Raw genomic sequence first — 18,801 nt, forward strand, 5'->3', positions numbered from 1 at the left:
ACAACTAACGCAAATAGAGCCTAAAAATAAAAGGCTTAAGCTAAAACAAAAGATGTAGTTACTTTTTTTCATGGTAATTAAACTCGAGAATAAATTTTGCACCGCCTAAACGTTGCGACTGAGATATAGTTAACAGCCCGTGATACGACTTAACCAAGTCAGATACAATAGCCATACCAACACCGTGGCCGCTTTCGTAGGTATCTAGGCGCGTACCGCGTTGTAATAACGATTCGCGTTTATCTGGCTTAATGCCCGGGCCGTCATCACAAATGCTTATACTGAGCGTTTTAGCTTGTGAAACATTAATACTGACTTGGGAGCGACAGGCTTTACAGGCATTATCTATTAAGTTGCCTAATAACTCCATTAAATCGGTTTTATCACCTAAAAAGTAATCTTTATCGCTCACTTGGCAGTTAAATATAATGTCTTTATCGCGGTATACTTTACTCATTGCGCTTAAGATAGAATCGATAACCGGCTTGATGGGGGTTTGTTTTTTCCATGTATCGGAAGCACCCGTGGCGGCACGTTTTAATTGGTGCTCGATCATCACATTAATTCTGTCGAGTTGTTCTTGTGCATCTGCATCGTTAGCGAGTGGGCTTGATTTTAAAACAGCTAACGGCGTTTTAAGTGCATGGGCTAAATCGCTAAGAGAGGCGCGGTATCGTTCTTTTTGACGTTGCTGCGACTCTAACAGTAAATTTAGGTCGGCTTTAATCGTTTGCAGTTCAACGGGGTATAAGCCTTTAATTTCTTGAATATCGCCTGATTCAATTGCTTTTATTTCTTTATCTAAACGCTGCAGTGGCCTTGCACTCCAAATAAAACCAATGGCCATTAACCCTGCAATGGCAATTCCCATTATAAACATCCAATCAACTAGGGTCTGTTTAAAGCCATCCATTAAGCGCAGTAGGGCATCGTTACGTTTTAATAAAATAAAGCGTGCTTGCTCTGATTGGTCAATATTATTAAGTATTACCGTTAAACTTAATTGCCAATAAGCAGTGTTGTTATACACCACACGTCTAAAGTCGGCAGCGCCTGCTTTGGGCTCTATATATTGGGGAACAAAGTTAACGTTAACCGCCGACTCAGAATGCCAAATAGGCACGTCGTCACGGTATATCATGGCGTAGGTGTCTGAGTTTAGATTGTTGAGTTCGGGGGTTAATATAGAGCTGGGCATAATAATGCCGCGCTCGGTAAAATCAACTTCGGAAATAAGTGAATACAGGTGTGCTTCGAGATTTTTTTCGGTGGCATCAACAAGTGACGCATAATACGCTTTACCTATGGAGTAAAACAAAATGGGTAGGGCGACTAACAAAACAAAGACAAGGATAAATCCTTGCCTTATTTTTAACGAAACTTGCGGTCCTACCACTGGCTTTTAAGCCTGTAACCACGCCCACGCAGTGTTTCTACTGGGTTAAGCACGCCGTCTGGGTCGAGTTTTTTACGTAAACGTAATACAAATACTTCAATGACGTTCGAATCAAGGTCGAAATCTTGGTCGTAAATATGCTCTGTAAGCTCAGACTTTGAAATTACTTTTTGTGGGTTAACCATTAAGTATTCGAGTACTTTGTACTCATACGCAGTTAAGCTCAGCTCTTTGTCGTTTACCCATACTTGTTGTGAACGCGTATGAATTTTAATAGGGCCGGCCGTCATTTCTGGGTTTGCTTTACCTGCACTTCGACGAATAAGCGCATTACAGCGAGCAATGAGTTCTTCAACATGAAATGGTTTAGTTAGGTAGTCGTCAGCACCGGCATCGAGGCCTTCTACTTTGTCTTGCCAGCGATCGCGCGCGGTTAAAATCAAAATAGGAATAGTCACCCCTTGGGCGCGCGCTTTATTTATTAGCTCAATACCGTCTATTTTAGGTAAGCCTAAATCAACTACAGCCATATCTAAAGGGTATTCAGTGATGTGAAAAAGGCCCGCTTCACCGTCGTGACATAAATCAACACTGTAACGCTCTTTTTCTAATGCATTGCGCAGATTATCTGCCAAATGTAAATCATCTTCTATTACTAAAATTCGCATTGGTTAATCCTTTTTCACTTCGCCAGTTTTTTTGTTTATCTTCAAATCGACGACGTGGCCGTCAGCTTTTAAAATTCGTACTGTATAAAATTGTGTTTCTTCTGAAATTTTTAATGTTGTACCGTCTGTGGTTTGTTTTGCAAGTATTACTGCTTTCTTTTTGCTTATCTCAATTTTATCGGGTGTGCTGTTAGTATTATCTGCATGGGCAACATTAGCCAAACAAAAAACAGCAATTAAATTGAGTGTTAATAATACACGCATTACGAAACTCCTAGAACATACCTGCTTAGCCTAAAAAACTAAGCCACTAAAATTTAATTACTCTATTGAGTATTTAAATTTTTATAAGACAAAGTCTAATTAAAAATGAGTGAACAAACCCTGAATTACTGGTTGCAGTTAAACAAGGGAACTCACGTTAATGTTAAGCAGGGAACACTTTTTTGAATGGTTTAACGATTGAGTTTTCATATACGCCACCCGCAACATAAGGATCATCTGCGGCCCATTCTCTGGCATCTTCTAAAGAGTTAAATTCAGCAATCACTAAAGAGCCAGTAAAGCCTGCATCTTGAGGGTCTTCACTATCAACCGCTGGAAGGGGGCCGGCTGTTAATAGTCGACCTTCGTTTTCTAGCGTTTGTAAACGTGCTAAATGAGCAGGGCGAGCGGCTTTTCTGTGCTCTAAGCTGTTCAGGACGTCCGTTGAATAAATCATATACAACATAAAAATACTCTCAAAACTTGTTAAATTTAATTAACTGCATACTAGCATAGCGTTGATAAATGGTGAATTAAAAGTGTTTATGGCGATGTTTACAGCAAGAATGTTTTTTTACGCGGTAATTGCTTGAAAAGCGTTGTGTAACACTGGTAGAGTCCCTTGGATAAGATAAATAATAACAAGGTTATTACATGAGTGAAAATAGAGAGCACTTTAGCTCCCGCTTAGGATTTATATTAGCAGCGGCGGGTTCTGCTGTGGGTATTGGTAACTTAGTAGGCTTTCCTGTTTCTGCGACTAAGAATGGCGGTGGTGCATTTTTGCTCGTCTATGCTTTGTTTGTCGCATTCATTTGTTTACCCGTAATGATGGCTGAAATGGCCATGGGTCGTCATGCACAAAAAGACCCGCTGGGTGCATACAAAAAATTAGCTAATAACGACAAAAAATGGAAATTTGCTGGCTTTTTAGCGGTATTAACGCCGTTTATGATTGCTGTTTTTTATATGGTGATCACGGTGTGGATTTTTGGTTACTTGAGCCAAACCGCGCTGGGTAATTTAGATATGCTGGCAAACCCTGGACACTTTGGTGAGTTTATAAATAGCTATACCGTGTTTGGTTATATGGCGCTGGTAGTAGTTATTGTTAACCTAATTTTGGTCGGTGGCGTAAAAGACGGCATAGAAAAAGCAGCTAAATTTTTAATGCCAGCTTTATTTGTCATGCTTATTATATTGGTGGGTTACGTACTCACTCTTGATAACGCCATGGCCGGTGTTAAGTACTATATTATTCCTGATTTTAGTAAAATGAATGCCAGCGTGCTGAATGGCGCATTGAGCCAAGCGTTTTTCTCATTGTCGTTAGGTATGGGTATTTTAATTACCTATGCATCTTATATCTCGAAAAAAGATGACATTGTAGGCAGTGCTAAAATGGTCGCTATTACCGACTCACTGGTTGCGTTTGTAGCAGGCTTAATGGTGTTACCGGCTATTTTTAGCTTTGACCCAAATACCGACCCGGCTAAGTTATCTGACTCGTCAGTTTCAATGATTTTTGTCTACCTTCCAAAAATTTTATTAGCGTTACAAAATGATATTGGCTATTTTGGCGCATCAGCCGTGGCATTTATTTTCTTCTTATTGGTATTTTTTGCTGCTATCACATCACTGGTATCTATTGTTGAAGTACCAACAGCAACACTAAGCGATCGTAAAGGCATTAGCCGTAAAAAAGCGCTGGGCATACTCACTTTATCAACCGGTATATTAACTATTTTGTGTATTATGTCGTTTGGTATGATTGACAGCCTAACTACTTTTACTAGCTACGGTAGTGGTAATAAGAGCTTTTTTGATGTTGTTTATGACGTATTTTACGACACAATATTGCCTTTAAATGGTTTAATGGTGTGTTTGTTTGTAATGTATAAGTGGAAAAAAGTTCGCTTAAGCGAAGAGCTAAGACAAGGCTCTCCTAATTATGCTAATAGCTTTATGGAAAAGTACGTTAACTTTTCACTGCAAACCTTTATTCCAGCGATATTATTAATCATTTTTGTAAATACCGTTGCAACGAAGTTTTTTGATATCAGTATTTTTGGTTTTTAATTTAAACTAAATCTAAATAAGCCGCGCCTGTCGCGGCTTTTTTATTGCTGTTTGTTAATTCAGTGCGCCAGAGTCTAAATAGTCACCCATCCCTAGGGTAAACATCCATATTCCCCATAAGCTGTGCTCAAGAACACAGGCAAAAGTTGAGCGACTTTGTGCGTAGGTATATGCAAATAGTAATCCTCCTATAAATGCTAAACTTACTGCAACCCAATTAGCGTAAACAATATGTGCCAGTGCAAATACACTCGCACTTATAATAATGCGTAGCCATTTACTGGGCATAATGCGCTTATAACGATGAAAAAAGTAGGTTCTAAATATTAATTCTTGCGGGATCACCGACAATAAAGGGTAGAGCATTAATAGCATTAGCCAGTCGGTGAGATTTTCACGAGGTAAAGTAAACCAGTGTCCTTGGTAAAGTAAGTTGTAAAATACCCCCGAAAATAACGCGCCAATAAAGAAAAAGCTAAACATGCGGCGCTTCACAGCAGAAAACTGCCCCAAGCTAGTTAATCTAAAACGTTTAAAGTGGCTGTCGTTTAATAACAACATACAGCACACACTCATGAGGATGATCAGTGCTGGAATAAGCCAGTTAGATATATATTGGCGAATATTAAAGCCAATTAAAGGCAGAATGATAAAAATAAAGGTAAATTCAAACCAGCGGTATTGATTAGCGTTCACGTTTGCTCACGGTGATTTTTATTTCACCTTAGCAAACGATTAAGTCATCTTTATGACTATAAAACAGTCAAGCTGATTATATTTAAACCCAATGAGTCTCACTAAGGCACTTGGTTCCCAGTTAAGGTTGACTTACCCCCTTGCAACCCTTAGCCTGCCTGCTTTTATTTTTACATCATTGTATTGCCACGTTAATAGGTTTAAGCCTAGGCGTGTATTTAGGAGCAAAAAATGAATAAAGCAGAATTGGTTTCAGCTATTGCGGATGCGAGTGAATTAACAAAAAAAGACGCACAAGCTGCGTTAACCAGCTTACAAAAAGTGATTACAAAGTCGCTGTCTGAAGGCGATCAGGTACAAATTTCAGGCTTTGGTACTTTTGCACTTAGTTACTACCCAGCGCGTACTGGTCGTAATCCACAAACTGGTGAAGCGATTGAAATACAAGGGGCTAATAAAGCCGTATTTAAACCAGCAAAAGCGTTAAAAGAGCGCCTTTAATTTAAAACTTTAGTGCCTGTTAAGTTCGCTTCTTCCCCAAAAGCCACTATTTAGCTTACAGGCTCTTTGCTTTATTACTTTTGCCTGTAGTATCTGCAATCAGTGTAAATAATTTACATTACTTGTATATTACCTTTTATAAAATCTTATTATATTCAGCGTGTTATGTTTGGTATGTGATATGCAAATACGGTTATGTATTGAATAAATAAGGAGTATTTAATGAGTAACTTACATAACAGTAATCGTTTAAAAGGTAAAAAAATTGCCATTTTAGCCACCGATGGGTTTGAGCAAAGCGAGTTACTCTCGCCACAGGCTGCATTACTTGAGGCGGGCGCCGATATAGATGTTGTTTCTATTAAAGAAGGGCAGATCACCGCATGGGATGAAGACAAGTGGGGTGAAAAAGTTGCTGTTGATAAATTAGCAGCCAATGCAAATGCCGGTGATTACGATGCGCTTTTACTGCCTGGTGGCTTGTTTAATCCCGATAGCTTACGCCAAGACTCGGATGCTAAGGCATTTGTAGATGGTTTTTTTGGAGCAAAGAAAAACAAACCCGTGGCCGCTATTTGCCATGCGCCGTGGTTACTCGCGGAGATTAACAAGCTCAGAGATAAAAAAGTGACCTCTTTCCCTAGTATTAAAAGCGATTTAATTAACGCCGGAGCTCATTGGGTAGATCAAGAAGTGTGTGTTGATAACGGCTTAGTCACTAGTCGCAGCCCTGCAGATTTAGATGCATTTAATGCAAAATTTATTGAAGAAATACTCGAAGGTAAGCACCAAGCGCACTAGCTGTGGGCTTTTAAATAGAAAAGGGCATGTTATATGCCCTTTTTTATTGATAATGATAAAACACAGCTCGCTATTAAAGCGCAGTAGCGGCTTTCATATCGCTTACAAATGTTTTTAGCTGCGAGGTCATCGCGTCTATATCATCTAAGTTTGCTTCAATGATTTTTACGACAGCAGAGCCCGAAATAGCCCCCGCAGCACCGGCTTTAAGTGCCGCTTTTACATCTTCAGGCGTTGAAATACCAAAGCCTAATAACGCAGGCGCACTGTGGTACTCTTGCAAACGCGTAACCACATGCGTTGCTGGCATTTGTGCTTTCGTGTCTGTACCTGTTACCCCTGCGCGAGAAAGCAAGTAGGTGTAGCCACGGCCGTATGAGGCACATTCACGCAGGGTATCGTCACTGGCGTTCGGTGTAGCGATAAAAATCGGGTCTATACCATTGGCCATGGCTGCTTTTCTAAACATTTTAGACTCATGCAATGGCACATCAGCCACTAAAATAGAGTCAACACCCACTGCTTTTGCATCGGTGTAAAACTTTTCTAAGCCACGTTTAAATATTAAGTTTGAATACAATAACAAACCAATTGGAATGTCGGCGTTATATTCACGGATCTCTTTAATAATATCAAAGCAGTCTTGCGTATTAATATGCACGTTTAAGGCACGAATATTGGCTTTTTGAATCACAGGGCCATCGGCAATCGGGTCGGAAAACGGAATACCTAATTCAAGCCCGTCAGCGCCGCCATCAATTAAACTTTTAATAATTTCAATGCTTTGCGCTTTACCTGGATCGCCAATGGTTACAAACGGCACAAAAGCACCTTGGTTTTGCTCTTTAAGCGCGGCAAACATTTGTCCATAACGGTCAGTTTTTACCTGGCTCATAGTTGACCTTCCTCTGATAATACCTTGTGTACGTGGGCTAAGTCTTTGTCGCCACGACCACTTAAATTAATAACAATGATACTGTCTTGCGTTTGCTCTTCTGCATATTCGAGAGCATAGGCTAGCGCATGACTTGATTCAAGCGCAGGAATAATCCCTTCGTGTTTAGCTAATGCTTGAAAGGCATCAAGTGCTTTGGTGTCGGTAATACCGACATATTGAGCACGGCCAGTTTCGTGCAAAAAGGCATGTTGAGGGCCAACTGCGGGGTAATCTAGTCCCGCCGATACAGAGTAAGACTCTTCAATTTGGCCATCTGTATTTTGCATAATATAAGTGTAAGTACCGTGCAAAATACCTTTTGTTCCTTTACAGATAGTTGCGCCATGTTCGTGCGTGTCTAACCCTTTACCTGCAGGTTCAACGCCAATGAGTTTAACGCTTGGCTCATCAATAAAATCGCTAAACATACCAATTGCGTTAGACCCACCGCCTACACACGCAATAACCGCATCAGGCAAACGGCCTTCGGCTTTAAGTACTTGTTGTTTTGCTTCTTCACCAATAATTTTTTGATATTCACGTACAATAGTCGGGAATGGGTGAGGACCCGCTGCAGTACCTAAAAGGTAATGAGCCTCTTGATAATTGGCAGACCAATCACGCAGTGCCTCGTTAACCGCATCTTTTAATGTACCCGAGCCTGCGGTTACCGGAATAACTTCAGCGCCCATTAGCTTCATTCTAAATACATTTGGTTGTTGGCGTTCAACATCTTTTGCACCCATATAAATGCGGCATTTTAGTCCAAGTAACGCACAGGCAAGTGCCGTTGCAACGCCGTGCTGGCCGGCGCCTGTTTCAGCAATCACTTCTTTTTTACCCATACGTTTGGTAAGTAGTGCTTGGCCTAAAACTTGGTTTGTTTTGTGCGCACCACCGTGGAGTAAATCTTCACGCTTTAAGTACAGTTTTACTTTTGGGTTTTTAACTAAGTTACGCGTTAAAGTAAGCGGGGTAGGACGACCCGCATACTCGTTGAGTAATTTACTTAGCTCTGCCTGAAATTCAGGATCTTTTTGTGCTTTATTAAATTCGTTTTCTAACTGCTTAAGCGCAGGGACAAGCAGTTGGGGTACAAACATACCGCCAAACTCGCCAAAATAAGCTGGATTTTGCATTTTAACCTCAATAATTTCTGATACTTGTAAAAGCATGATGTAGTTTGTTTGCACACTTTTTACCTGGAGACTCTTCAACACCTGAATTTAAATCAAGCCCAAGAGCACCTTGAAAAAGTGCATCGCTAATATTGTCTGGGTTTAAGCCGCCAGCAAGCATAAATGGGGTCGTGGCATCGCGAAGTACCGACCAATCAAATGTTTTGCCTGTGCCGCCAGCCAGTGAATCACTGTGGGTGTCGTATAAATGGCGATCGGCTCCTGTAATCGGTTGAGGTAAAGCATTTTTGATGGCCTGTGCTTTCCATATTTCACAATGACGTGGTAGTTCATTACGTAAGGATGCAATGTAATGTTCATCTTCTTGGCCATGTAATTGAACAGCAGACAGTTTTAGTTGTTTAGCGTGCTCAGCAACCTCTGCTATGGCGGCATTAACAAACACCCCAACAAATTTTAAAGGGGCACTTTGGCTGATTTCTTTGGCGCAATCTAAATCGACAAAGCGCGGTGATTTTGGATAAAAAATTAATCCGCCATAAAGGGCACCGTTGTCGTAAGCCGCAATGGCATCTTGATTACGGGTTAATCCACAGACTTTGTTTTCGCCTAGGATTACGTGGCGACACGCTTGTAATAAATCAGCCTCAGCCATTAATGAGCTGCCAATTAAGAATCCATTACATAAAGGCGCTAAACGCTTTACATCTTGATGGGTATAAATACCTGACTCTGAAATAACCACTTTATCGTTAGGAATAAGTTTACGTAGTCGTTCGGTTGTGGCTAAGTCGGTGCTTAAATCGCGCAAGTCACGATTATTAATACCTATTATTTGTGCATTGAGTGCCAGTGCACGATGCACTTCTTCTTCGTTACTCACCTCAGTTAGTACCGACATATTTAACGAATCGGCGACGGCATGCAGTGCTTTATACTGCTTATCGTCAAGCACTGATAGCATCAGTAATATAGCGTCACCACCATAAATACGTGCCATATAGACTTGGTATTCATCAATAAAAAAGTCTTTACAAATAAGTGGCTGCTCTACTTGGCTGCGCACAAACTCAAGGTAATCAAAGCTACCCTGAAAGTACTTTTCGTCAGTTAATACACTCATACAAGTGGCATACTGCTTATACGCTTGGGTGATTTCTGTTAAATCAAACGGCTGACGAATTAACCCTTTAGAAGGCGATGCCTTTTTGCACTCTAAAATAAACTGCGTGCCAGGTGCCGCTAACGCTTGATAAAAGCTACGTGTGGTGGGTTTAGCTTGATGCTTAAAGCTCTCAAGTGGGCGCGCTGCTTTGCGTTCAATGAGTTCTATTTTTTTATCGGCAATAATTTTGTCTAATACATTAGCCATGACTTACCTCAATAATTGCATTTAGTGTGTCCATGGCCTTGCCTGAACGTAATAATGAGTGTGTTATTTGTGCACCTTGTTTTAACGATTGTGCTTGGCCAGTTAAGTACAGCAATGCAGCAACGTTAACAATAATAGCGGCGTTATGTGCCTCGCTACCTTTGCCCTGTAAAATGGCAAGGCTGGCGTTTGCATTGTATTGTGGGCCTTCACCGGCTAATTGTTCAAGTGAATAGTTTGCAAGGTCAAAATCACTAGGGTTGAGTGTGTATTGGGTGATTTTGCCGTTATCCAGCTCAACAACCTGTGTTGGGCCATGCAAGGCGATTTCGTCGGTGCCAGAGCCGTGAACTATCATAGCGCGCTTAGTGCCCAGAGTATGAAGAGTTTGCGCCATAGGTAGGCACAAAGATTCATCGTATACCCCCAGTAATTGAACATCTGGGGCCGCGGGATTAGCTAGCGGCCCAAGAATATTAAAAATAGTACGGGTTTTTAAAGTGGTTCGTACGTTCATCGCATGGCGCACGCCGCTGTGATAGTGCGGTGCAAATAAAAAGGTAAAATTTGTATGTTCAAGGCATTTAGCCGCTTGCGTGGGAGTCATATCAATATTGATCCCCAAGGCTTTGAGTAAATCAGCAGACCCTGAGTTACTTGATACACTGCGATTGCCATGTTTTACCATATTAACACCGGCAGCGGCTGCCACAACTGCCGCGGTTGTACTGATATTAATAGTGTTCGAACCATCGCCACCGGTACCACAGCTATCGGCAAGTTGAGTTTTATTGGTTATAAATGCCACGGCGTTTTCACGCATTGAGGCCGCGGCACCGGCGATTTCATCGCTTATTTCACCTTTCATTTTAAGGCTAATTAACAGTGCAGAGAGCTCAATATCGCTCATATTCCCTTGCATAATTTGATCAAAAAGTGTTTTTGCTTGTGCATAGCTCAATGATTGCTTGGCAATAACGTGCTCAATAGCCTGTTGAACATTAAGCGAGTTTTGTAATTGTGTAGTCATAATGTTCCCTTTATTTGGCACGCGTTAAATAGGCAACGCTTTGCTGCAGCAGCATAGCGCCATTGGGCGTTAAAATAGATTCTGGGTGGAATTGATAACCCAGCGCAGTGTCTTGATGATGATAAATAGCCATTGGAATATCTTGATACTTTGCAATAACCGCTAAGTTATCAGGTACTTTTGTGGCCATTAATGAGTGATAACGCGCCACTGGCATAGTGCTGCCCATTCCGTTAAACACCGGGTGATCGTCTAACTCAATAATTGATGATTTACCATGTACGGTTTCACCAGCATGACCGATTACTCCGCCGTAACTTTGTGTTAGTGCTTGTTGGCCTAAACAAATGCCTAGCATTGGAAATTTACCTTTGCACAAGCTAATTAATTCCATTAGGCAGCCCGCATCACTGGGTGCCCCTGGGCCTGGCGATAAAACCAGTAATACCTGCTTGTGCTCTGCCTGCATTTTGTTGAATATTACTTCAGCGCTAATGTTATTTCTGTAAACAACTAACTCAGCACCTAGCATTGTTAGTTCATCAACAAGGTTATAGCTAAATGAGTCAAAGTTATCTAAAAAGTAAATTTTAATAGGGTGTGCTTCACTCATTTTATACAGCCTCATATGTCGATTTAATCGCGGTGATCACTGCCTGTGCTTTTGCGCGGGTTTCGTTAGCCTCTGACATTGGGTCTGAATCAAACACAACCCCAGCGCCAGCTTGCACATAAGCAATATTATTTTTAACAAAGGCTGCACGAATAACAATACAGCTATCCATTGCACCATCACCAGTTAAATAGCCAACTGCGCCGCCATAACTGCCGCGGCGCTTTCCTTCGGTTTGGCGCACAAGCTCTGCAGCTCTTACCTTTGGCGCGCCCACTAATGTGCCCATGTTCATACAGGCTTGATAAGCATGTAGGGCATCTAGTTCGGGTTTTAATTTCCCCACCACGCGCGACACTAAGTGCATTACTTGTGAGTAACGGTCTACTTTTAATAGCTCTTTGGCATGGCGCGTACCCGGCACGCTAATGCGCGCCACATCATTACGCGCTAAATCAACCAGCATTAAATGCTCTGCACGTTCTTTTTGATCGTTTCTAAGCTCAAGCTCAATACGGCTATCTAAATCAGGGTTGATTTGTCCATTAGCAAATTTGCCGCGAGGGCGTGTGCCGGCAATCGGATAAACCTCGACCTGTTGGGATTTAACTTCGTATTTAAGCGCGGACTCAGGAGATGCGCCAAATAATGAGAAATCTTCATCGCGCATATAAAACATGTACGGACTAGGGTTTTGTTTTTTTAGCTGGCTGTAGGCATGTAAAGAGTCAGGACAGGGTAGTGAGAAGGTACGAGAGGGCACCACTTGAAAAATATCGCCATCGACTATGTGTCGCTTGAGCTTAATTACTTGCTGGCAGTATTGCTCATCACTAATATCAACACTCACTGGGCAGTCGCCAGTTTGGCTTGGTGCGCTGAAATCAGCAGCATGGTTGCATAATGTATTCAAGCGCTCTAATTGTTTGCCTACTTCAAAGCAGTTTGCATGTACATCAGGGCCATTAAATACGTTACCAATTAATTCCGTTGTTTGTTTTTGATGATCAATAACAACCAGAGTTTCTGCTAAATAAAAAACATAGTCTGGACAGGTGTTTTCCCCGTCGGGTACATCGGTGAGTTGTTCAAAATTAGCCACCATGTCGTAGGCAAATACACCGCCTAAAAACACCGAGAATGGATTGTTAGTGGTACTTTTAATGCTGTTTAAACAGGTGCGTAATGCGCTAAAAGCATTATCTGCAATCAGCTTACTGGCTTGGTCTATTGTGTCATCTGTTGGGTGATACGCCAGTGTTAGTGTGGTATCGGATAACTGTGATGCGCAGTTTTTTACATTAGCTTGTAAATAACTGAGTAACTGCTGCCCGTTATTTGATTGTGCTGTTACGCTCACTTGATTGCCTTGGCAGACAATACGCAGTGCACAATCAACGAGTATTAAGCTTTTTACGCTATCTTTAGAATCTATCTCTGCAGATTCAAGTAATAGTGAGTTAGGTTTATCAAGTGCGGCATACAATGCAAGTGGGCTACTTATGTAGTCTCGTACTTGCGTTATGCTGGTCACTTCACCTGGTGTTGTTGTTATATGACTAAAAATCAAACCTCATCCCCTAAAAAAATAAAACCCCGCAATGCTAAGCAGTGCGGGGTTTGAATAACGATGTCTAAATTATAGATAGACCATTACCGTCCCGCTATGCCAGGCGCCACCACCAATGATGTGTAAGAGTGTTTACGTTATTCATGTTTTTAATTCCTGTTAATTTTGTATTGCAAAATTTAGTTATAAAAAAACCCGCATGGTAGCGGGTTAGAATTTTTTGTTTAGACACGACAATTCATCACCCTTGATTTTAAGAGTGCCACCACCAAATGATGTTGTGAATTGTATTTTTCATTGTTGTTAATTCTTTAATGTCTAAAAGTGGCTACAGTAAAACGTATCAACTGCTTTTGTGTCAAGTGTTTATTTAAAACAATTTAGTTAAAAAACTTGTTATACTGGGTGAAACACCGTTAAACCCTAAATTTAAGTAGTTTTCATTTGATAAAATACGACCTACATAGCCACACCACGCACTCAGACGGCCATTTAACCGTTGAGGAATTATTAGCGCGAGCAGTCGACAAAAATATTGATGTATTTGCTATTACCGATCACGATACGGTGGCTGCTATTGAACCTGCACGGGCTTTTATCAAAAGTGAAAATTTGCCGCTTAAACTTATTAACGGGGTTGAAATATCAACCAAGTGGGAAAGTTTTGAAATTCATATTGTTGGACTAAATATTGATACCAACGATAGTACCTTGCATATATTACTGAGCGAGCAGCAGCAAAAACGCGAAACCCGCGCAATAGAGATTGGCCATCGACTAAATAAAAACGGATTCGATGGTATTTTCCAACAAGCTCGCGAGCTGGCCGAAAATGCACAAATTACCCGCGCTCACTTTGCCAGAGCATTGATTGAGCGTGGTGTAGCTAAAAACTTTCCTGGGGTATTTAAAAAGTATTTAGGGCGAGGTAAAACCGGTTACGTGCCAAGTAATTGGTGTAATATGCAAACAGCTATTGCGGCGATTCATGCCGCAGGTGGGGTGGCCGTTTTAGCGCACCCAAGTAGCTATAAAATGTCGAACAAGTGGCTACGTAAATTGTTAGTGGAATTTAAATCAGTAGGCGGAGATGCAATGGAAGTTGCTCAGCCGCAGCAGACGCCAAGTGAACGTCAGTTTTTAGGGCTATTGAGCCAAGAATACGAGCTACTTTGCTCACAAGGCTCTGATTTTCATTTTCCGACTAGCTATTTAGAACTTGGAAAAAATTTATACTTACCTAAAGATTGCCAAGGGGTTTGGCAAACATGGGAAAAGCACGAAGGAGTTGCATTATGAGTCAATTATTTCATATACATCCAGATAATCCACAGCCTAGATTAATTTCTCAAGCTGTTGATATTATTAAACAAGGCGGCGTAGTTGTGTATCCTACAGATTCAGGATACGCGATAGGCTGTAATTTAGGTAATAAGCAAGCTAAAGAGCGCATTGAACGTATTCGTGGTATTGAAAAACATCACAATTTTACTTTGGTATGCCGTGATTTATCTGAGCTGTCTACTTATGCGCGTGTTGATAACCAAATGTTTAGGCTTATTAAAAATAATACCCCAGGGCCTTACACGTTTATTTTTAAAGGTACAAAAGAAGTGCCTAAGCGGTTATTAAACGACAAGAAAAAAACCATAGGCATACGTGTTATAGAGCACCCAATAGCGTGTGCTTTATTAGCTGAGCTGGGTGAACCCTTAATGTCGTGCTCACTTATTTTACCGGGCGAAGAGTTTACTCAAGCTGATCCCGATGACATTTTAGAGCGCCTTGATAAACATGTGGACTTAATTATTCATGGTGGGTATTTACCTGAGCAGGCGACCACAGTGATTGATTTATCAGAAGATGATATTCAAATTCTTCGTGTTGGTTGCGGTGATACAACGCCATTTGAATAACAATGAAACAGTCTGAGACGCTATCATCAACGCCAACACCTGATATGCCACTGCAGCAAAAGCTGCCTCTGGCTTTTTTACATGGTAAAGCCGTTGTCGATAAACCCGAAGATTTATATATCCCGCCTGATGCGCTTGAAGTTATTTTAGAAACCTTTGAAGGGCCTTTGGATCTGCTGCTTTATCTAATTAAAAAGCATAAGCTAGATGTTCTTGAGTTGTCTATTTTTAGCATTACTGAGCAGTATGTAAAATATGTAGAAATGATGAGCGAGTTCCAGCTAGAACTCGCGGGTGAATATTTAGTAATGGCGGCATTGCTGGCCCAAATTAAATCTAGGCTGTTACTGCCTGTTCATGAAGAGTTAGAAGAAGAAGACGATCCCCGCGCCGAACTTATAAAACGCTTACAAGAGTACGAACAATTTAAAAAAGCGGCCGAAAATATAGACAGCCTACCTCGTGTTGGCCGCGATATCTTTATAGCGCAGGCAAGCGTGCCAGAACTAGCAGAAAAAAACCAGCCATTACCTGAACTGGCAATTAAAGATTTATTGTTAGCGCTAAGCGATGTCATGGCGCGTGCAAAAACATTCGAGCATCATTTAATTAGCGCTGAAAGCCTTTCAACGCGTGAGCGCATGAGCTTGATTTTAAATACCTTATCCCAATCAAAAACGCCGGTTGCGTTTACTCAACTATTTACCTTTGAAGAGGGACGCAGTGGGGTTGTTGTTAGTTTTATCGCTATGTTAGAACTAATAAAAGAGGGCCTGATTGCCTGCTTGCAGGTTGAACCTAATAGCCAAATATACGTGTCTCTTAACGAGTCAGCTGCTAGCTAATTCCTTCTCAACGTTATTTGCAATTATACTAACCTTATATCATTTACTGTGCGTATACGCACGATAAGTGTTTACATATGCTATTTTAATCACCACTTAATCATTATATCGTAGTGTTATTACTAAATAAGAGATTGGCAGTAGGGAATGTTTAAAAACTCAAAAACCAGCTATGGCGTGGTGGCTATATTTTTACACTGGCTAATGGCGCTGACCGTGTTTGGTCTGTTTGGTTTAGGTTTATATATGGTTGAGCTGACTTATTATGATAGTTGGTATAAAGGATCATTAGACCTACATAAAAGCATTGGCCTTAGCTTAGCAGCGGTTTTTGTTTTTAGGCTGCTATGGCGACACTTTAGTGTTAAACCAAGTCCGATTGGCAGTAACAAGCAGTTAAATCAATTAGCCCAAACAGCACATATTTTAATGTATCTGTTTTTACTGATCATTATAGTGTCAGGGTATTTAATTTCGACGGCTGATGGACGACCCATAGAAGTATTTGGCTTTTTTTATGTAAAAGCTATCGACTTTGCGTTTGATTCTCAGGCTGATATAGCCGGGCAAATCCATTTCTATAGCGCATGCTTATTAATTGGATTTGTAGTATTGCACGTGTTAGGTGCGCTAAAACATCACTTTATCGATAAAGATAAAACATTAATTAGAATGATCACATTACAAAAGGATGATTAAAATGAAAAAATTATTTTTAACTTCAGCGTTATCAGCAGCGATGTTTATGACAGCGACCACTGCGAATGCCGCAGATTATGTTATTGACACAAAAGGTGCGCATGCTTTTGTAAACTTTAAGATTAAACATTTAGGCTACAGCTGGCTGCACGGTCGTTTTAATACCTTTGATGGCAAATTTAACTACGATGCTAAAAATCCAAATGCGTCTCAAATTAGTGTAAATATTGATACGGCAAGCCTAGATTCAAATCACGCAGAACGTGATAAACACTTACGTGGTAGTGACTTTTTAAACGTAAGCAAATACCCACAGGCAAGCTTTAAGAGTACAGCGATTAAGTTTGACGAAGACGGTGAAGAAGCCACAGTAACCGGTGACTTTACTCTACACGGTGTTACGAAGACAATTACCTTTGAAATAGATAAAATTGGTGAAGGTAAAGATCCATGGGGTGGTTACCGTGTTGGTTTTGAAGGAGAAACTAGCTTAAAACTGGCCGACTACGGTATTGACTATAACTTAGGCCCAGCATCTACCCATGTTGATATTGGTTTATTTATTGAAGGTATTCGCCAGTAAGACTATTTTAAAAAAGCTAAGCGCTAATTAGTAGCACGCTTAGCTTTTTATTATTGTAAATGCGCTTCTAATTTGGGTTTGAAATGACTTGGTAACCACCGAGTTAATATCTGTTTATAGTCTTCAGTCTGCTTAATCAGTTTGAGTTGTTGATTAAGCGTAGCAATATCCTCTGCACCTTGCTCGTTTTTAGTACAGCCAATGTAACCGTAACTTATTTCTGGTGCTTCAGTGAGCACCCGCTGGGTTAAATTATCAGTAAAGCCCATTGTTTTTGCTAAATAATAATGTTCACTTGGGTAACCTAATAAAATATCAATTCTTTTAAGGTTAAGCATATATGTTAACGTACTGAGGGTATCGCGGGTTGGCCGAATGACCAGATTTATACCGGGTGTGGTGTTGATTATTTTATCAATTTCACTGCCATAGGAGCGATTCATAGATACACCTAAGGTAAGCTTTTTATTAACTAATAAATTGGTTAATGACACCGGTTTTGCGTCTTCAATCTCAAGCGCACTACTTAGCTTGGTATGCATGGCAATCGATGGCGAAAGCCCTGCTGTAGAGCTTTGATGTGTGAAATAAACACGCTCTTCGCGGTATTTATTCTTATAGAGCGACAAAGCACAGGCATTAGACTGCAGGTTTGCGAGTTCCTGAATCACTTTACCTGAGGGGATGATCACTTTTTCAAAGATAATATGCGGCAGCTGCTGTTCTAAAAGCGAAATAATACTTTCGTCACGACCTTGGGACTTGTTCGGCCCGCTTATAATGTAGTAGGGCGCAAAATCATGTGTTAACCATTTTATTGTTCTGGCATTACACTTTGTGCTTAAAAATACACAGACTAACAGTATTAACCACGAAAACCGCATTTGCACTACAACGAATAAATAAACAAGGATTTAAGTGTAGTCAATAATACACCAAAAAGTAAAATGCCAGCTTCACGCTGGCATTTAGATTTATTTATAAGTGTTTAACTTATCAATGATAATTAGCTGGCTTTGAGCCACTTTACAAATTGACGTGCATCACTTGCTTTTTGAAACAATGCATTTTTCAAACCTTGTGTATCGCTGAAGATTACACGATGTTTGTTAACCGAAATTGATTGCACTGGATGTGCTATTTGGATCATAGATCCGTTATATTTGTATGACATAATAAAACTCACTTTATTTTTGTTATTTATTCTGGGCTTTTTCTTAAAGCACATTACAGATGATAAATAATCTAATTGTGTTTAGCTTCATTACAGTGTTGACGATCTTTATGACACTTTTACGATGATATTAAAAATAAATCATCAAGGTATTAATAGGGGTTCTCGCCGTACAATAACTTAGCTTTTGAATATACGTTTTGCGGGGCTTACTGGATCAGGGTAAAGAGGTTAACCGCTAGGGCTTTTTATAGCCAAGCAGCGATACTACTTCACAACATTTTACTTTGCAAGCAATTTATTAAAATACTTTGAACCGAGCTGACGCCTAATCGTTCCTATATGTTAATTGCAAAATTTCAAAGTGAATACTTTTACACCCCACCTAAATTAGTGCTTTCACCTTATGATGATTTTTTTGTGAAAAAAAACATCAGATAACATGATTATGCTGCTGTGCTTTGGGGTTGGTATTGCATTAGGTTTATACAATTTTCTTATTTAACCTGAGATCTGGT

At 40.5% G+C, this 18,801-nt stretch carries 21 protein-coding genes; 8 read left to right on the forward strand and 13 right to left on the reverse strand.

Annotation, left to right across the window (positions count from 1 at the left end):
- Nucleotides 1-58 precede the first annotated feature (58 nt).
- From CWC14_RS14850 to CWC14_RS14865, 4 genes are all read right to left on the reverse strand, one after another.
- Entirely contained in the window at nucleotides 59-1,396 is a 1,338-nt protein-coding gene (locus CWC14_RS14850) for an ATP-binding protein (protein ID WP_041708929.1), read from the reverse strand.
- Nucleotides 1,390-2,064, reverse strand: coding sequence for a response regulator transcription factor (locus tag CWC14_RS14855; protein WP_010390247.1), 675 nt, complete (start codon nucleotides 2,062-2,064; stop codon nucleotides 1,390-1,392). Before CWC14_RS14855 ends, CWC14_RS14850 begins: the two co-directional genes overlap by 7 nt.
- 3 nt (nucleotides 2,065-2,067) lie before the next feature.
- The gene (locus CWC14_RS14860; protein WP_138563622.1) at nucleotides 2,068-2,328 is read right to left on the reverse strand and encodes a PepSY domain-containing protein; all 261 of its coding nucleotides are present in this window, start codon (nucleotides 2,326-2,328) and stop codon (nucleotides 2,068-2,070) included.
- Between the two features lie 163 nt (nucleotides 2,329-2,491).
- Nucleotides 2,492-2,794, reverse strand: a complete 303-nt coding sequence (locus tag CWC14_RS14865) for a YciI family protein (protein ID WP_138563624.1) — start codon at nucleotides 2,792-2,794, stop codon at nucleotides 2,492-2,494.
- Between the two features lie 188 nt (nucleotides 2,795-2,982).
- Here CWC14_RS14865 and CWC14_RS14870 point away from each other — a divergent pair, with 188 nt between their 5' ends.
- Nucleotides 2,983-4,407, forward strand: coding sequence for a sodium-dependent transporter (locus tag CWC14_RS14870; RefSeq protein ID WP_010390240.1), 1,425 nt, complete (start codon nucleotides 2,983-2,985; stop codon nucleotides 4,405-4,407).
- Between the two features lie 54 nt (nucleotides 4,408-4,461).
- Here the strand turns inward: CWC14_RS14870 and CWC14_RS14875 are convergent, their stop codons facing one another.
- Nucleotides 4,462-5,103: a CPBP family intramembrane glutamic endopeptidase gene (locus CWC14_RS14875; RefSeq protein WP_138563626.1), complete on the reverse strand. Its 642-nt coding sequence runs from the start codon at nucleotides 5,101-5,103 to the stop codon at nucleotides 4,462-4,464.
- Between the two features lie 231 nt (nucleotides 5,104-5,334).
- Between CWC14_RS14875 and CWC14_RS14880 the strand changes: the two genes are divergently transcribed.
- Nucleotides 5,335-5,604, forward strand: a complete 270-nt coding sequence (locus tag CWC14_RS14880; protein ID WP_054201048.1) for an HU family DNA-binding protein — start codon at nucleotides 5,335-5,337, stop codon at nucleotides 5,602-5,604.
- Nucleotides 5,605-5,826: 222 nt separating this feature from the next.
- Nucleotides 5,827-6,405, forward strand: coding sequence for a type 1 glutamine amidotransferase domain-containing protein (locus CWC14_RS14885; protein ID WP_138563628.1), 579 nt, complete (start codon nucleotides 5,827-5,829; stop codon nucleotides 6,403-6,405).
- Between the two features lie 73 nt (nucleotides 6,406-6,478).
- Here the strand turns inward: CWC14_RS14885 and trpA are convergent, their stop codons facing one another.
- From trpA to CWC14_RS14915, 6 genes are read right to left on the reverse strand one after another with little or no spacing between them, the layout of a single operon-like run.
- Nucleotides 6,479-7,300 carry a tryptophan synthase subunit alpha gene (gene trpA / locus CWC14_RS14890; RefSeq protein WP_138563630.1) on the reverse strand — a complete coding sequence of 274 codons (822 nt, stop codon included), beginning with the start codon at nucleotides 7,298-7,300 and terminating at the stop codon, nucleotides 6,479-6,481.
- A complete protein-coding gene (gene trpB, locus CWC14_RS14895) occupies nucleotides 7,297-8,481 on the reverse strand; it encodes a tryptophan synthase subunit beta (RefSeq protein ID WP_036983443.1) in 1,185 nt (394 codons plus the stop codon). The genes trpA and trpB overlap by 4 nt, the downstream gene beginning before the upstream one ends.
- A 7-nt stretch (nucleotides 8,482-8,488) precedes the next feature.
- Complete coding sequence (gene trpCF, locus CWC14_RS14900; protein ID WP_138563632.1) at nucleotides 8,489-9,853, reverse strand: bifunctional indole-3-glycerol-phosphate synthase TrpC/phosphoribosylanthranilate isomerase TrpF; 1,365 nt, start codon at nucleotides 9,851-9,853, stop codon at nucleotides 8,489-8,491.
- The gene (trpD, locus tag CWC14_RS14905; protein WP_036982479.1) at nucleotides 9,846-10,883 is read right to left on the reverse strand and encodes an anthranilate phosphoribosyltransferase; all 1,038 of its coding nucleotides are present in this window, start codon (nucleotides 10,881-10,883) and stop codon (nucleotides 9,846-9,848) included. The genes trpCF and trpD overlap by 8 nt, the downstream gene beginning before the upstream one ends.
- Before the next feature lie 10 nt (nucleotides 10,884-10,893).
- A complete protein-coding gene (locus CWC14_RS14910) occupies nucleotides 10,894-11,496 on the reverse strand; it encodes an aminodeoxychorismate/anthranilate synthase component II (RefSeq protein WP_013465081.1) in 603 nt (200 codons plus the stop codon).
- Between the two features lies 1 nt (nucleotide 11,497).
- Nucleotides 11,498-13,066 carry an anthranilate synthase component 1 gene (locus CWC14_RS14915; protein WP_138563634.1) on the reverse strand — a complete coding sequence of 523 codons (1,569 nt, stop codon included), beginning with the start codon at nucleotides 13,064-13,066 and terminating at the stop codon, nucleotides 11,498-11,500.
- Between the two features lie 444 nt (nucleotides 13,067-13,510).
- On the opposite strand from CWC14_RS14915, the gene rnm reads away from it, so the two are divergent.
- The 5 genes from rnm to CWC14_RS14940 all read left to right on the forward strand — a co-directional run bounded on the left by rnm (nucleotide 13,511) and on the right by CWC14_RS14940 (nucleotide 17,109).
- Nucleotides 13,511-14,365 (forward strand): RNase RNM, encoded by an 855-nt coding sequence (rnm, locus tag CWC14_RS14920; RefSeq protein WP_138563636.1) that lies wholly within the window; start codon nucleotides 13,511-13,513, stop codon nucleotides 14,363-14,365.
- Nucleotides 14,362-14,982 (forward strand): L-threonylcarbamoyladenylate synthase, encoded by a 621-nt coding sequence (locus CWC14_RS14925; RefSeq protein ID WP_013465078.1) that lies wholly within the window; start codon nucleotides 14,362-14,364, stop codon nucleotides 14,980-14,982. The genes rnm and CWC14_RS14925 overlap by 4 nt, the downstream gene beginning before the upstream one ends.
- A 2-nt stretch (nucleotides 14,983-14,984) precedes the next feature.
- On the forward strand, nucleotides 14,985-15,827 hold the full coding sequence (locus tag CWC14_RS14930) for a segregation and condensation protein A (RefSeq protein WP_138563638.1): 843 nt from the start codon (nucleotides 14,985-14,987) through the stop codon (nucleotides 15,825-15,827).
- Nucleotides 15,828-15,974: 147 nt separating this feature from the next.
- Entirely contained in the window at nucleotides 15,975-16,526 is a 552-nt protein-coding gene (locus tag CWC14_RS14935; RefSeq protein WP_076922262.1) for a cytochrome b, read from the forward strand.
- A 1-nt stretch (nucleotide 16,527) separates the two neighbouring features.
- Nucleotides 16,528-17,109 (forward strand): YceI family protein, encoded by a 582-nt coding sequence (locus CWC14_RS14940; RefSeq protein ID WP_013465075.1) that lies wholly within the window; start codon nucleotides 16,528-16,530, stop codon nucleotides 17,107-17,109.
- A gap of 50 nt (nucleotides 17,110-17,159) precedes the next feature.
- Here CWC14_RS14940 and CWC14_RS14945 read toward each other — a convergent pair whose 3' ends face one another.
- A complete protein-coding gene (locus CWC14_RS14945) occupies nucleotides 17,160-17,993 on the reverse strand; it encodes a transporter substrate-binding domain-containing protein (RefSeq protein ID WP_138563640.1) in 834 nt (277 codons plus the stop codon).
- Nucleotides 17,994-18,115: 122 nt separating this feature from the next.
- Nucleotides 18,116-18,283 (reverse strand): hypothetical protein, encoded by a 168-nt coding sequence (locus tag CWC14_RS19205; RefSeq protein WP_007375427.1) that lies wholly within the window; start codon nucleotides 18,281-18,283, stop codon nucleotides 18,116-18,118.
- Nucleotides 18,284-18,801 lie beyond the last annotated feature (518 nt).

Source organism: Pseudoalteromonas sp. S3260, assembly GCF_005886925.1.
Lineage (GTDB): Bacteria > Pseudomonadota > Gammaproteobacteria > Enterobacterales > Alteromonadaceae > Pseudoalteromonas > Pseudoalteromonas tetraodonis.

What these genes read in the sequence shown, in the direction of transcription:
- trpD (WP_036982479.1), bottom strand. Translation starts at nt 10,883, where the DNA reads ATGACTACACAATTACAAAACTCGCTTAATGTTCAACAGGCTATTGAG.
- CWC14_RS14910 (WP_013465081.1), bottom strand. Translation starts at nt 11,496, where the DNA reads ATGAGTGAAGCACACCCTATTAAAATTTACTTTTTAGATAACTTTGAC.
- CWC14_RS14925 (WP_013465078.1), top strand. Translation starts at nt 14,362, where the DNA reads ATGAGTCAATTATTTCATATACATCCAGATAATCCACAGCCTAGATTA.
- CWC14_RS14870 (WP_010390240.1), top strand. Translation starts at nt 2,983, where the DNA reads ATGAGTGAAAATAGAGAGCACTTTAGCTCCCGCTTAGGATTTATATTA.
- CWC14_RS14860 (WP_138563622.1), bottom strand. Translation starts at nt 2,328, where the DNA reads ATGCGTGTATTATTAACACTCAATTTAATTGCTGTTTTTTGTTTGGCT.
- trpB (WP_036983443.1), bottom strand. Translation starts at nt 8,481, where the DNA reads ATGCAAAATCCAGCTTATTTTGGCGAGTTTGGCGGTATGTTTGTACCC.
- CWC14_RS14930 (WP_138563638.1), top strand. Translation starts at nt 14,985, where the DNA reads ATGAAACAGTCTGAGACGCTATCATCAACGCCAACACCTGATATGCCA.
- CWC14_RS14885 (WP_138563628.1), top strand. Translation starts at nt 5,827, where the DNA reads ATGAGTAACTTACATAACAGTAATCGTTTAAAAGGTAAAAAAATTGCC.
- CWC14_RS14880 (WP_054201048.1), top strand. Translation starts at nt 5,335, where the DNA reads ATGAATAAAGCAGAATTGGTTTCAGCTATTGCGGATGCGAGTGAATTA.
- trpCF (WP_138563632.1), bottom strand. Translation starts at nt 9,853, where the DNA reads ATGGCTAATGTATTAGACAAAATTATTGCCGATAAAAAAATAGAACTC.
- CWC14_RS19205 (WP_007375427.1), bottom strand. Translation starts at nt 18,283, where the DNA reads ATGTCATACAAATATAACGGATCTATGATCCAAATAGCACATCCAGTG.
- CWC14_RS14940 (WP_013465075.1), top strand. Translation starts at nt 16,528, where the DNA reads ATGAAAAAATTATTTTTAACTTCAGCGTTATCAGCAGCGATGTTTATG.
- CWC14_RS14945 (WP_138563640.1), bottom strand. Translation starts at nt 17,993, where the DNA reads ATGCGGTTTTCGTGGTTAATACTGTTAGTCTGTGTATTTTTAAGCACA.
- CWC14_RS14865 (WP_138563624.1), bottom strand. Translation starts at nt 2,794, where the DNA reads ATGTTGTATATGATTTATTCAACGGACGTCCTGAACAGCTTAGAGCAC.
- CWC14_RS14855 (WP_010390247.1), bottom strand. Translation starts at nt 2,064, where the DNA reads ATGCGAATTTTAGTAATAGAAGATGATTTACATTTGGCAGATAATCTG.
- CWC14_RS14935 (WP_076922262.1), top strand. Translation starts at nt 15,975, where the DNA reads ATGTTTAAAAACTCAAAAACCAGCTATGGCGTGGTGGCTATATTTTTA.
- trpA (WP_138563630.1), bottom strand. Translation starts at nt 7,300, where the DNA reads ATGAGCCAGGTAAAAACTGACCGTTATGGACAAATGTTTGCCGCGCTT.